Origin of the sequence: Enterobacter sp. V89_11, assembly GCF_029967775.1 — a bacterium.
In the GTDB taxonomy this organism is placed as follows: domain Bacteria; phylum Pseudomonadota; class Gammaproteobacteria; order Enterobacterales; family Enterobacteriaceae; genus Enterobacter; species Enterobacter ludwigii.
The window spans coordinates 1-12,204 of sequence record NZ_JASCAN010000002.1; the positions used below are offsets into that span (position 1 = coordinate 1).

Consider the following 12,204-nt stretch of genomic DNA (forward strand, 5'->3'; position numbering starts at 1 on the left):
TTTACGCAGCAGGACCCGATAGGGCTGGCGGGGGGGATAAACCTTTACCAGTATGCGCCGAATGCGCTGGGATGGGTGGATCTGTGGGGGGGAGTCGTGAGTGTAGCGGTAAAACAAAACCTGATTTCTATGTTGGGCCTGCTGGTCCAGGCGCTACAATGCCTTCAACTGCTTATCGTTATGTCCGATATTTGAATGACGATGGCAGTTTAGATAAATGGGTTCCTGGTCTTCTCGAAACTAAAAAAGCGCCTGTAACGTATTTTGGATTCGAAAAATTTTATATGGGTAAAGCGACTCGTGATGCGTTTCAGATAAAAGGTCCTGATAAAGTTGATCCGACTTTACCAGCGGATGTTTCTTGGAGTGATGCAAGAATTAGAGGGATATTTGATACATTGCAACCTTATGAAAATGGTACTTCTCAAGTGAGGCATCCAAGAATGTTTGGGGATGAAGTTGGTGCACCATTAGAACAATTTACAAATGCTTATCCGCAGTATGGGAAAGGGGGGCGTAGAACAAATGCACGCAGAAAAACGGGGAATTACTTTCGACAAAATTGATATTTTTCCGGAGGAATAATGAATTACGATTCATACAATGAGGTGCTCGACTATCTCAAGGAGTTTTTTAAGTCAAGAGTAGAGTCAGCACGTTATTTAGAAAAGCTAATAACTTTGATTGAAGCTTCTCGCTCTGACAAAACTGTGACAATAAGAGCTATTTATGAAACGTACATGCAGTATGTAAAAGAAAATAGAGAAAATATAAAAGTCATCGCTGGAGAAAAAGAAATGTGGATTAATTTATTGAACCATTGGCAATAAGGTTTTATTGTCACAAAGATTCCATTGGAAATGGTTCTTACATACCAGCGTGAATAAATTGATGTAAGTGAATTTTGGTGCCATGGTGAAAATTCCAGCATGCGCCTTGCGTATAAAGTATGTGATTTGCACGCATGGAAAATGCTTTTCATATAAGTGCTATGAGAAGGTAATTATATTGCCATTATCTATGGGTTACTCAAAATTGGAGCAAGGCAATATGCTTGAATTAAATTTAAACCCGATTACCGGTGAGCTAAACCTGGATGGTCTAAGTTTAGAGATAGATAGTGAAGAAGGATTTTGTAATTGTGACTTTTACCACAAATCAATAAAGCACAAAGCTATAAAAAACATTATGCCTCATCACTATCTTATTGACTCAACAGTATTTTTCGAAAAAGAATTTCAAGCTATTATACGTCCAATATGTTTTGGTTTTCCTTTTATGGTTCATCTTGTCGATAAAGATAGTGAATATTATAAATCCCTAAAGGACTGGGATGCGAGAACTAATATTAACATGCTAAATAACTCAGTGAAAAGCTTGTCTGATTGGCTAAGCCTTTCTCTGAATTTAGGGGTTCCTGATGTTACGAAAACAGAAATGATTAGATGGGATTATGAATGGGGTCGAATTTCTGTCTCGTATGAGACAAAGTCATTCAACCATGGTATATATATAGTTTGGAATTCAATATAATCAATAACCAAGGCTTGCCTAAATTAAGTTATTGACTAATAACATCATTCATTTACTTTTAATCTTACTTGTTATTATTGGAGTTAAAGGTTATAGAGGAAATGAAAATAACTAATCGACTTAAAAAGAAGTTATTAGTCCTCGATGGCATTGACAATGATTTCATCGAGTATGGAAAGGAAATATCATGCCCTGAATGTGACGGGGTAATAGTCTACTCTATCGTAAACTCATATGAGTTTGACACGCTTACTGAAGAGGTAAAAAGCTTTTTGGTTAAGAAAATGAGAGGTGTGAAGCTTGTTAGTGAACATAAGAAATATAGCTACGGCGATAGCCAATTAGATGTTTCGAAAAATACATGTTCAAAGTGTTTGAAAGATTTTTCTAGTGTATTAACGTATAAAGAAGTGCAACCAGCACGATGCCGGGTATATCTTGTGGGGCTTTTTGAAGGTTATTTGAAAAAGATCAAACTTTAAAAGTTGAGGTTTACGAAGGATTGAAAATCTCATTTATTTTAAAGAAAATAACCTGCTTCATTGGGCTAGTGGTGAAAGTAACAGAGTGGTTAGTATGCCATTTTTAGACCATGCAATGGTCGACTCAACACGCCAGTTAGTCTTTGCGTTAAGCGAGTCTAAGCCATTACCAACCGTTTTGACCATCTTCGATACTCAGGGCGAAAAATTATTTTGATCTGCACCTCCTGAAGGTGCGACTTTCTATTACTTAACATTCAATCTGTCAAAGGAAGTGGTCGTTTTCTGTAGCTATCCAGCAAAACAAAATGGTTGGCATGATTGGTTTTATTCCTGGGATATGAAGCGTAACGCGTTGTCTCAATCGGGCCCTGCATATTAAGATCAAAAGAGCTAAAAAAAATGATAACTATAACCGGTGGCAAAACAGGGACTGTATCAGCAGTTCCAACAAGCGATTTAAAAAAACAGAGTTAAGAGGCAAAGGATGAGCACGGTTTACATTGTCATTTTGACCTATATAAAACCACTCGATGAAATCGACGCAGCGATACCTGCTCATGTTGAGTGGCTAAAAAAGGGGTATGCAGAGGGGATTTTTCTGGCGTCCGGTAGACGGATCCCAAGAAACGGCGGTGTCATTCTCGCTAAGTGCGAGAGTCTTGCCTCTCTTGAAGAGCGCTTACGCGAGGATCCTTTTCAGAAGTTAAAACTTGCGACTGTTGAAATCATTCCCTTTGAACCCAGCATGAAAACAGAACTCCTGGAAAATGTGTTTTAACCCCGGAATAAAAAAATCCACGCCAAAGCGTGGATTTTTTTCATTCAAAACAAATCAAACGTTAAACAGGAAGTTCATCACATCGCCATCTTTAACGATGTAATCTTTCCCTTCCGCACGCATCTTGCCTGCTTCTTTCGCGCCTTGCTCACCCTTGTAGGTGATGAAGTCTTCAAATGCGATAGTCTGCGCACGAATGAAGCCTTTCTCGAAGTCGGTGTGGATCTTACCGGCCGCCTGAGGTGCAGTCGCACCGACAGGGATGGTCCACGCACGCACTTCTTTCACGCCTGCGGTGAAGTAGGTCTGTAGGTTCAGCAGCTCATAGCCTGCACGGATCACGCGGTTCAGGCCCGGCTCTTCCAGACCCAGCTCGGCCATGAATTCATCACGGTCAGCGTCGTCCAGCTCTGCGATGTCGGATTCAACGGCAGCGCAAACCGCTACAACCACTGAACCTTCAGCCGCCGCGATTTCACGCACTTTGTCCAGGTATGGGTTGTTCTCGAAACCGTCTTCGTTAACGTTGGCAATGTACATAGTTGGCTTCAGAGTCAGGAAGCTCAGGTATTTGATTGCCGCCTTGTCTTCTTCCGTCAGGTTTTTCAGCGCGCGCAGCATGCCCGCGTTTTCCAGCTGTGGCAGACATTTTTCCAGCGCAGCCAATTCTGCTTTCGCGTCTTTGTCGCCACCTTTGGCTTTCTTCTGCACGCGGTGAATAGCGCGTTCACAGGTGTCGAGGTCAGACAGTGCCAGCTCGGTGTTGATCACCTCGATGTCGTCAGCTGGGTCCACTTTGTTGTTAACGTGGATGATGTTGTCGTTCTCGAAGCAACGGACAACGTGACCAATTGCTTCCGTTTCACGGATGTTGGTCAGGAACTGGTTACCGAGGCCTTCGCCTTTGGATGCACCTTTCACTAGGCCCGCGATGTCCACGAACTCCATGGTGGTCGGCAGAATGCGCTGTGGCTTCACGATTTCCGCGAGCTGGTCCAGACGCGGATCGGGCATTGGCACAACGCCGGTGTTCGGTTCGATGGTACAGAACGGGAAGTTCGCCGCTTCAATACCTGCTTTGGTGAGCGCGTTGAACAGGGTGGATTTGCCCACGTTTGGCAGACCGACGATACCGCATTTGAATCCCATTTCTAAATCACCTTAATATCTTGATAATCAATCCGTTAACGATAACCGATTGATGAAAAGTAAATAACTACGCCTATTATACACGTAACCCGCACCACGCGCGGTAAAAAAGCCGTATCGGGCGGATTATTGCGCTTTGAAAGCGTGTAAGCGGTTTGTCGCTTTGGTTAGGCCATCCTGCAGCCAGATTTCGGTGCAGCGCACCGCTTCGTCAACCGCTTCGTCAATCAGTTTCTGCTCAGAAACCGGTGGCTTACCTAACACAAAACCGACAACTTTGTTTTTGTCGCCCGGATGGCCGATTCCCACACGCAAACGGTGGAAATTGGGGTTATTGCCCAGCTTGCTGATAATGTCTTTCAGACCATTGTGACCGCCATGACCACCGCCCAGTTTGAATTTTGCCACACCGGGGGGCAGGTCCAGTTCATCGTGGGCCACCAGAATTTCATCCGGGTTAATGCGATAAAACGTCGCCATGGCTGCAACAGCTTTGCCGCTCAGGTTCATAAAGGTGGTGGGCACCAGCAGACGGACATCTGCGCCAGCAAGATTGATACGTGAGGTATACCCGTAGAATTTTGGTTCTTCACGCAGGGGAGCACGTAACCGTTCGGCCAGCAGATCAACGTACCAGGCGCCGGCATTGTGGCGGGTCGCCGCGTACTCTGCGCCTGGGTTCGCGAGGCCGACAATCAGTTTAATCGTCACGATTCAATTCCTAATGGGTTCCAGATCTGGCGCGTAGTTTACTGTCTGACGCGCCGCTTGACAAAATTCTGCTGCCCGAACCGCGAGATATGAATAATTACTTATCTGAACAATTAGAATTTCAAGCTGTTCAATGCCTTATTTGTAAACTTTTGTCTGGGAGTTATCTGTAAATGTGATCATTCACGCAACTCATAAAAGAGCCGTTGTCTATACTTTACACACAAGGATCAGGGGCTTTTCCCCTTACAACCCAAAGTTCCGGAGGTGACATATGAAACGCAAAAACGCTTCGATACTCGGTAATGTGCTGATGGGGTTGGGACTGTTTGTGATGGTCGCTGGCGTGGGTTATTCAATTTTAAACCAATTGCCGCAGCTTGACCTTCCGCAATACTTTGCGCATGGCGCGGTATTGAGTATCTTCCTTGGTGCAGTGCTATGGCTTGCCGGTGCGCGCGTGAGTGGTCATGAAGAAGTCTGCGATAAATACTGGTGGGTGCGCCATTACGATAAGCGCTGCCGCAGGGACCAGCACAAACACAGCTAACGTGCTACGACGAAAGAACACCGAAACGGCTCCTCATGGAGTCGTTTTTTTTTGCATGAAAGGTTGACCCTCACGTAACGTAAGGCTTCAGAGTGGTGCCACTGGCAAAGTAAAAGGAGCAGTTATGTTGATTCAGGTGGGTGAACTCGCGAAACGTGCCGGGATCACCGTGCGAACATTGCATCACTATGAGCAAACAGGGTTGTTACTGCCTTCTGCCAGAAGTGCGGCAGGTTACCGGCTGTATAATCTGGCGGATGTGCAACGTCTGCATATGATTCAGGTGCTGGCAAAAGCCGGGCTGGAACTTGCTGAAATCAGGGATTTTCTGAAACAGGAGTCGCTGTCGTTAACCGAATTACTCGATGCGCAAATCAGTTTGCTGGATAAGCAACTTCGCAGCATGCTGACACTGCGCGAGAGGCTGGTGGAATTGCGTACCGGGCTTACCGACGATGCGGCACCCAATCTGGAATCCTGGCTACAGACTCTGGAGTTAATGAATATGTACGAACGCTGGTTTAGCAAAGAGGAGTTACAGCAGTTGCCGTTTGCCGTACAGAAGGAGGCACTTGCGGATATCTGGTCAGGTCTGGTTGCTGAGGCAAATAGCCTGCTGAAGCATAATATCGACGTTTCGGATCCCCGTGCCAGGGATCTGGCGACGCGCTGGATGTCACGCCTGGAGCAGGATACGGCAGGTAAGCCGGAATTTCTCACCCGGCTGAACGAGATGCACAGCGTCGAGCCGCAGATGCGTGAGCAGACGGGTATTACGGCGGAAATGACTGACTATATTACGCGGGCGTTTGCCGAATCGAAGCTTGCCATCTGGGAAAAGTATCTCTCTGCAGAAGAGATGACCTTTACCCGCGCACACTATTTTGATCGCATGATGGAGTGGCCGCCACTGGTAGCGAAATTGCATCAGGCACAGCGGGAAAACCTTGACCCGTCTTCCGGCGAGGCGCAAATGCTCGCTGAACACTGGCGGGTATTGTTCCAGTCATACGCGGGAACGAATCCTGAAACCCAGCAAAAGTTTCGCGTTGCCATGCAGCAGGAGCCGCATCTGATGAAAGGAACATGGATGACGCCTGCCGTGCTTGCATGGCTCCAGCAGGCGATAGCCGTGATGATGCAGAGACGTTTCTCTGCATCAGGGCATTCACAGATCCGCTAACGCGGCTTCACGGTTGGGATAAAAGGCCAGGCGGCCAGGGATCGGCTGCACGCCAGCGCGCGCCATGGTGCGCAGCGGCTGGAATTCGAGATTACTCACCCGCAGTTCGCAGCCTTCCGGCAGACGCGAAACAAAGCGCTGGAAGGCATCCAGACCACCCGCATCCAGTACCGGCACGGCATCCCATTTCAGCACCACAATGCGTTTGCCCACGATACGGGTTTCCAGTTCGCTGAACAGACCTTCCGCGGCAGCAAAGAACAACGGGCCAATCACACGCAGCACCAGCACATCGTCAGGTACCTCTACGTTAACCGGGGAAAGGCGCGTCATCTGCGCAATACGGCGCATAAACAGCAGGGAGGCCAGCACGATCCCGACGCTGATGGCGATAACCATATCGAACAGCACGGTCAGCGACATACACATCAGCATCACGATGATGTCGTCTTTCGGTGCGCGACGCAGCAGATTGACCACCTTATGTGCTTCGCTCATGTTCCACGCCACCATCAGCAGCAGGGCTGCCATGGCTGAAAGCGGCAGCCAGGAGAGCAGCGGAGCGAGGACCAGCAGGGCGAGGATCACCAGCACGGAGTGGATAACTGCCGATACCGGTGACGTCGCCCCGGCACGTACGTTTGCCGCAGAGCGGGCGATGGCCGCTGTTGCCGTAATACCGCCAAAGAACGGAGCGATGATGTTGCCCAGACCCTGCCCAACCAGTTCGCTGTTAGCTTTATGCTTGGTGCCGGTCATGCCGTCCAGCACGACGGCACAGAGCAGGGATTCAATGGCCCCCAGCATCGCCATTGAGAAGGCCGCGGGCAGAAGGGCGCGCAGGGAGTCCCAGCTTAAGGTGAAGCTGGAACCCGGCATATCCCATGGCAGTACCAGTTGCGGTAACAGTTGAGGAATACCGCTTCCCTGTGAACCGTCAGCGAGAACATAGTGGAACTGAGATCCAATGGTCGCGACGTGGCCACCAAAGAGATTAACGATGGCCATCACCGCACAGCCCAGCAGCAGGGCGGGCAGGTGGCCAGGCAGACGAATGCCTAAACGAGGCCAGATAATCAGCGTGCCCAGGGTAACAATCCCGATGGCGGCATCGCCCGGGTTGGCGGTGGGGAGCGCCATAAACAGCGCCCCGACTTTTTGCAGGTAATGTTCAGGGACGTGGGCTATCTGCAGGCCGAGGAAGTCCTTGATCTGCATTGTCCCGATGGTAATGCCAATCCCGGAGGTGAACCCCAGCGTCACGGAAAGGGGAATGTATTCAATCAGCCGGCCAAAACGGGCCAGACCAAACAGGATCAAAAAGACGCCGGACATCAGGGTGGCGACCAGCAGGCCTGCCAGGCCAAACTGCTGAGAAACGGGATAGAGGATCACCACAAATGCGGCTGTCGGGCCGGAAACGCTGAAGCGAGACCCGCCCGTTAGCGCAATCACAATCCCGGCGACGGCCGCCGTGTAAAGCCCATACTGCGGTGCTACGCCGCTGCCAATCGCCAGTGCCATGGCGAGCGGAATGGCGATAATCCCGACGGTGATACCGGCAATAAGGTCACGCATAAAACGTGAAGCGGTGTATTTCTCTTTCCAGCAAGCGTCGATGAGGGCGCGAAAGGGAAGAACATGTGAGGAGGTTACGTGTTTCACAATTATCTCTCATCCGTGTGCGCATCATCTGTCATGTGAATGGCAGGTGAAGGAGGCATTAATCATACAAATAAATATCAGAGACAAAAAAACCCGCCGCAGCGGGTTTTTCGGCCGTGTTCGATTAGTGTTCGAACATTGCTGAGATAGATTCTTCGTTGCTGATACGACGAATCGCTTCGGCCAGCATCCCGGACAGGGTCAAGGTGCGCACGTTTGGCAGCGCTTTGATCTCGTCACTCAGTGGGATGGTATCGCACACCACTACTTCGTCGATAACGGAGTTGCGGAGGTTGTTTACTGCATTGCCGGAGAAGATCGGGTGAGTCGCGTAGGCGAATACGCGCTTGGCACCACGCTCTTTCAGCGCCTCTGCTGCTTTACACAGCGTACCGCCGGTATCGATCATGTCGTCAACCAGCACGCAGTCACGGCCAGCAACGTCACCGATGATGTGCATCACCTGAGAAACGTTAGCGCGTGGACGGCGTTTGTCGATGATTGCCATGTCGGTATCGTTCAGCAGCTTAGCGATAGCACGAGCACGTACCACGCCGCCGATGTCCGGAGAAACCACGATTGGGTTATCCAGATTCAGCTGCAGCATGTCTTCCAGCAGGATTGGGCTACCGAATACGTTATCAACCGGAACGTCGAAGAAGCCCTGGATCTGTTCTGCATGCAGGTCAACGGTCAGAACACGGTCAACGCCAACGCTGGAGAGGAAATCAGCGACAACTTTGGCAGTGATTGGCACACGCGCGGAACGGACACGACGGTCCTGACGAGCATAGCCGAAGTAAGGAATAACAGCAGTGATACGGCCTGCTGAAGCGCGACGCAGGGCGTCGACCATAACAACCAGTTCCATCAGGTTGTCATTTGTTGGAGCACAGGTGGACTGGATGATGAAAATATCACCACCGCGTACATTTTCATTGATTTGTACGCTGACTTCGCCGTCGCTAAAGCGACCTACAGCGGCGTCGCCGAGGGAAGTGTACAGGCGGTTGGCAATACGTTGTGCTAGTTCCGGGGTGGCGTTACCAGCAAAAAGCTTCATATCAGGCACGAGAAGAACCTCAGGCATGCGTCCAGTGGTGGATAGCGTTCGCCGCAAACTGTGCGGGCCAGGCGAAATGCTATCCAGGCGGTGTATTAAAGAGCGCGATGCAACGTCTGGAACAGGGTGACGTTGTCACCGAAACTCAGTCTGCGCCAGAATGGCTTGCTGTAGGGGGGAGGTGTTCATCCCACGTGCTACAAAACCATGCAGCCAAACCGGCGCTTGCTCAAGCACCTGACGAGCGGCGGATTCGGTGTCAAATTCAGCAAAGACACAGGCCCCTGTGCCAGTCAGGCGCGACGGCGCGTATTCTAACAGCCAGGAAAGCACCGCATCAACCTCGCGAAAACGTTTTCTTGCGATAACCTCGCAATCGTTGCTGAATTCACAATTTAATAACGTTTCTATTGACCGCACCGGGGTATTCCGTGGCAGGTCAGGATCGTTGAAGATGACCGGGGTCGGAATGCTGACGCCCGGGTGGGCCACCAGGTACCATTTTTCCGGCGGCTCGACCGGGGAAAGTATTTCGCCCACCCCTTCAGCAAACGCCGCATGACCGCGCACGAAGACCGGGACATCCGCCCCCAGTGTTAAGCCTAACGCTGCCAGCTCATCCTGAGATAACCCGCAGCCCCAGAGGTGATTCAGGGCAACCAACACGGTGGCGGCATTTGATGAGCCACCGCCCAGTCCACCGCCCATCGGCAGACGCTTCTCAATACGGATATCCGCGCCGCTTCCTGCCGTCAGGCGACCGGTGTCCGACGCCACTTTCATCAGCAGACGTGCAGCGCGCACAATCAGGTTATCTTCATGCGCCACGCCATCAACCGGCGTCAGCAAGCAAACCTCGCCGTCCTGACGCGGGTCAATCGCGATTGTGTCGCCGTAATCAAGAAACTGAAACAGCGTCTGCAGGGTATGGTACCCGTCAGCACGCTGTCCGGTGATGTATAAAAACAGGTTCAGTTTTGCCGGAGAAGGCCAGTGGGTCATCATTTAACGATCCAGTTGTCCATTTTCAGCTTGATGCGCTGGCTGCCCTGGGTCAGTTCCATGTTGGATGGCAGGGAAGGCCTGGTGTTGCTGTCATAGGCGCTGTACACCACTTTCCAGGTTTTGCCGTTCTGGGTGTAGTTCACCTGGCTCAGACGGTACTGGTCGTCAAGCTGGTAGTCGGTCGCGTCACCCGGCAGGCCCAGGATCCACTGGCGCAGGCTGTTCAGCGGAATAGGCATTCCGGTCAGCTTGCCGATCATCTCTTCGGCGTCGGTGGCGGTATAGTGCTTGCCTTTGTTATCGGTGATCTGCGCTTCACCCGGTTTGGCAATAAGCTCCAGTTCGGTGCTGCCCAGCGGGTTTAACAGCAGCAGGCGATAGTTGTCCTGCCCGGTTTGCTGCCAGAAGAAACGCGCATACACTTTTTGTTCATCAGAGAGATAAGCGAAGGCACCACGGGTCTGGTACTGGCTCAAATTGCGGACGTCCTGCTGGTGCTGACGCCACTGCGGTGAATCAGGGCTTTTGCCCGGGCCTTTAGGTTGGGTGACGGTACATGCGGTCAGAACCAGTGCCGCCAGGGGCAGCAGGCGAATCAGTCGGGTCATAATGAGGACAAATCCTTGAGATACGTTGCAGTTATAACTGTTAATGCTAGCGTCGAAGGGTGCCACCGTCTACGTTCAAATTATCTCAAAGCATTGTATAAGCTATTACTCCGAAAGGGGGCAGTCTCTTTTATTGATCTCGCGCATCCTGTATGATGCGTTCTGCTAACCTTATTAACGCTGGTACTACTCCCGCTCAACATGACCCTATTAGCACTCGGTATTAACCACAAAACAGCCCCGGTTTCGCTGCGAGAACGCGTCACGTTTTCGCCGGATACGCTTGACCTGGCGCTGGACAGCCTGCTTGCACAGCCGATGGTGCAGGGTGGCGTGGTGCTCTCGACGTGCAACCGTACTGAACTCTACCTAAGCGTTGAAGAGCAGGACAACCTGCATGAAGCGCTGATCCGCTGGTTATGTGATTACCACAACCTCAACGAAGAAGAGCTGCGTAATAGCCTGTACTGGCATCAGGATAACGATGCAGTCAGCCATCTGATGCGTGTGGCCAGCGGCCTGGACTCGCTGGTGCTCGGCGAGCCGCAAATTCTCGGTCAGGTGAAAAAGGCGTTTGCCGATTCGCAAAAAGGGCATCTGAAAGCCAGTGAACTGGAGCGTATGTTCCAGAAGTCATTCTCCGTGGCGAAGCGTGTGCGAACCGAAACCGACATTGGTGCCAGTGCGGTTTCTGTTGCTTTCGCGGCCTGTACCCTGGCCCGTCAAATCTTTGAATCCCTGTCGACCGTCACTGTGATGTTGGTCGGGGCGGGCGAAACCATCGAACTTGTGGCGCGCCATCTGCGCGAACATAAAGTTAAAAAGATGATTATCGCTAACCGTACCCGCGAACGTGCTCAGGTGCTGGCGGACGAGGTGGGGGCCGAGGTGGTTGCGCTGAGCGACATCGATGAGCGCCTGAAAGAGGCAGATATTATCATCAGCTCTACCGCCAGCCCGCTGCCGATTATCGGTAAAGGGATGGTCGAGCGAGCGCTGAAATCCCGCCGTAATCAACCGATGCTGCTGGTGGATATTGCCGTCCCGCGCGATGTCGAACCGGAAGTCGGTAAACTGGCGAACGCCTACCTTTACAGCGTGGACGACCTGCAAAGCATCATTTCGCATAACCTTGCCCAGCGTAAAGCGGCGGCGGTTCAGGCGGAAACCATTGTAGAGCAGGAAACAAGTGAGTTTATGGCCTGGCTGCGCGCGCAAAGCGTCAGCGAGACTATCCGCGAGTACCGCGGTCAGGCGGAGCAGGTGCGTGATGACCTGACCGCCAAAGCGCTGGCCGCCCTTCAGCAGGGTGGCGACGCAGAAGCCATTATGCAGGATCTGGCCTGGAAACTGACCAACCGCCTGATCCATGCACCAACCAAATCTCTTCAGCAGGCCGCCCGTGACGGGGATGATGAACGCCTGACTATTCTGCGCAACAGCCTCGGGCTGGAATAGCGCCCTATACCCATTT

At 51.1% G+C, this 12,204-nt stretch carries 15 protein-coding genes; 9 read left to right on the forward strand and 6 right to left on the reverse strand.

Annotated elements, in window-relative coordinates; genetic code table 11:
- The 6 genes from QLG09_RS01545 to QLG09_RS01570 form a co-directional block, all read left to right on the forward strand.
- The coding region (locus QLG09_RS01545; RefSeq protein WP_282488690.1) for a hypothetical protein at nt 1–195 on the forward strand (195 nt) is incomplete at its 5' end.
- On the forward strand, nt 159–566 hold the full coding sequence (locus QLG09_RS01550) for a hypothetical protein (RefSeq protein ID WP_131828540.1): 408 nt from the start codon (nt 159–161) through the stop codon (nt 564–566). The genes QLG09_RS01545 and QLG09_RS01550, both read left to right, overlap by 37 nt.
- An 18-nt stretch (nt 567–584) precedes the next feature.
- Nucleotides 585–830, forward strand: a complete 246-nt coding sequence (locus tag QLG09_RS01555) for a hypothetical protein (RefSeq protein WP_049022524.1) — start codon at nt 585–587, stop codon at nt 828–830.
- A 178-nt stretch (nt 831–1,008) separates the two neighbouring features.
- A complete protein-coding gene (locus QLG09_RS01560) occupies nt 1,009–1,533 on the forward strand; it encodes a hypothetical protein (protein ID WP_231106607.1) in 525 nt (174 codons plus the stop codon).
- A 101-nt stretch (nt 1,534–1,634) separates the two neighbouring features.
- Entirely contained in the window at nt 1,635–2,015 is a 381-nt protein-coding gene (locus QLG09_RS01565; protein ID WP_049022523.1) for a hypothetical protein, read from the forward strand.
- Between the two features lie 487 nt (nt 2,016–2,502).
- Nucleotides 2,503–2,796: a YciI family protein gene (locus tag QLG09_RS01570; RefSeq protein WP_014170518.1), complete on the forward strand. Its 294-nt coding sequence runs from the start codon at nt 2,503–2,505 to the stop codon at nt 2,794–2,796.
- Nucleotides 2,797–2,850: 54 nt separating this feature from the next.
- On the opposite strand, the gene ychF is transcribed toward QLG09_RS01570, so the two are convergent.
- Both ychF and pth read right to left on the reverse strand, forming a co-directional pair.
- Nucleotides 2,851–3,945 carry a redox-regulated ATPase YchF gene (gene ychF, locus QLG09_RS01575; protein WP_014170508.1) on the reverse strand — a complete coding sequence of 365 codons (1,095 nt, stop codon included), beginning with the start codon at nt 3,943–3,945 and terminating at the stop codon, nt 2,851–2,853.
- 126 nt (nt 3,946–4,071) lie between these two features.
- Complete coding sequence (gene pth, locus QLG09_RS01580) at nt 4,072–4,656, reverse strand: aminoacyl-tRNA hydrolase (protein ID WP_006175913.1); 585 nt, start codon at nt 4,654–4,656, stop codon at nt 4,072–4,074.
- 274 nt (nt 4,657–4,930) lie between these two features.
- Between pth and ychH the strand changes: the two genes are divergently transcribed.
- A complete protein-coding gene (gene ychH, locus QLG09_RS01585) occupies nt 4,931–5,206 on the forward strand; it encodes a stress-induced protein YchH (protein WP_014170506.1) in 276 nt (91 codons plus the stop codon).
- Nucleotides 5,207–5,330: 124 nt separating this feature from the next.
- Nucleotides 5,331–6,389, forward strand: coding sequence for a MerR family transcriptional regulator (locus QLG09_RS01590; protein WP_232929811.1), 1,059 nt, complete (start codon nt 5,331–5,333; stop codon nt 6,387–6,389).
- Here the strand turns inward: QLG09_RS01590 and dauA are convergent.
- From dauA to lolB, 4 genes are all read right to left on the reverse strand, one after another.
- The gene (dauA, locus tag QLG09_RS01595) at nt 6,375–8,054 is read right to left on the reverse strand and encodes a C4-dicarboxylic acid transporter DauA (RefSeq protein ID WP_014170504.1); all 1,680 of its coding nucleotides are present in this window, start codon (nt 8,052–8,054) and stop codon (nt 6,375–6,377) included. The two genes, QLG09_RS01590 and dauA, sit on opposite strands and share 15 nt — an antisense overlap.
- A 124-nt stretch (nt 8,055–8,178) precedes the next feature.
- Complete coding sequence (prs, locus tag QLG09_RS01600) at nt 8,179–9,126, reverse strand: ribose-phosphate diphosphokinase (RefSeq protein ID WP_003856663.1); 948 nt, start codon at nt 9,124–9,126, stop codon at nt 8,179–8,181.
- A 126-nt stretch (nt 9,127–9,252) separates the two neighbouring features.
- The gene (gene ispE, locus QLG09_RS01605; protein ID WP_047356818.1) at nt 9,253–10,122 is read right to left on the reverse strand and encodes a 4-(cytidine 5'-diphospho)-2-C-methyl-D-erythritol kinase; all 870 of its coding nucleotides are present in this window, start codon (nt 10,120–10,122) and stop codon (nt 9,253–9,255) included.
- The gene (lolB, locus tag QLG09_RS01610) at nt 10,119–10,730 is read right to left on the reverse strand and encodes a lipoprotein insertase outer membrane protein LolB (protein WP_020882344.1); all 612 of its coding nucleotides are present in this window, start codon (nt 10,728–10,730) and stop codon (nt 10,119–10,121) included. The genes ispE and lolB overlap by 4 nt, the downstream gene beginning before the upstream one ends.
- 201 nt (nt 10,731–10,931) lie before the next feature.
- On the opposite strand from lolB, the gene hemA reads away from it, so the two are divergent.
- Nucleotides 10,932–12,188, forward strand: a complete 1,257-nt coding sequence (hemA, locus tag QLG09_RS01615) for a glutamyl-tRNA reductase (RefSeq protein WP_014170500.1) — start codon at nt 10,932–10,934, stop codon at nt 12,186–12,188.
- Nucleotides 12,189–12,204: the final 16 nt, after the last annotated feature.

Bases quoted from the DNA above. Each gene is read 5' to 3' on its own strand.
- QLG09_RS01590 (WP_232929811.1), top strand. From the start codon at position 5,331: ATGTTGATTCAGGTGGGTGAACTCGCGAAACGTGCCGGGATCACCGTG.
- ychF (WP_014170508.1), bottom strand. From the start codon at position 3,945: ATGGGATTCAAATGCGGTATCGTCGGTCTGCCAAACGTGGGCAAATCC.
- lolB (WP_020882344.1), bottom strand. From the start codon at position 10,730: ATGACCCGACTGATTCGCCTGCTGCCCCTGGCGGCACTGGTTCTGACC.
- QLG09_RS01550 (WP_131828540.1), top strand. From the start codon at position 159: ATGCCTTCAACTGCTTATCGTTATGTCCGATATTTGAATGACGATGGC.
- QLG09_RS01565 (WP_049022523.1), top strand. From the start codon at position 1,635: ATGAAAATAACTAATCGACTTAAAAAGAAGTTATTAGTCCTCGATGGC.
- hemA (WP_014170500.1), top strand. From the start codon at position 10,932: ATGACCCTATTAGCACTCGGTATTAACCACAAAACAGCCCCGGTTTCG.
- ychH (WP_014170506.1), top strand. From the start codon at position 4,931: ATGAAACGCAAAAACGCTTCGATACTCGGTAATGTGCTGATGGGGTTG.
- QLG09_RS01570 (WP_014170518.1), top strand. From the start codon at position 2,503: ATGAGCACGGTTTACATTGTCATTTTGACCTATATAAAACCACTCGAT.
- QLG09_RS01555 (WP_049022524.1), top strand. From the start codon at position 585: ATGAATTACGATTCATACAATGAGGTGCTCGACTATCTCAAGGAGTTT.
- ispE (WP_047356818.1), bottom strand. From the start codon at position 10,122: ATGATGACCCACTGGCCTTCTCCGGCAAAACTGAACCTGTTTTTATAC.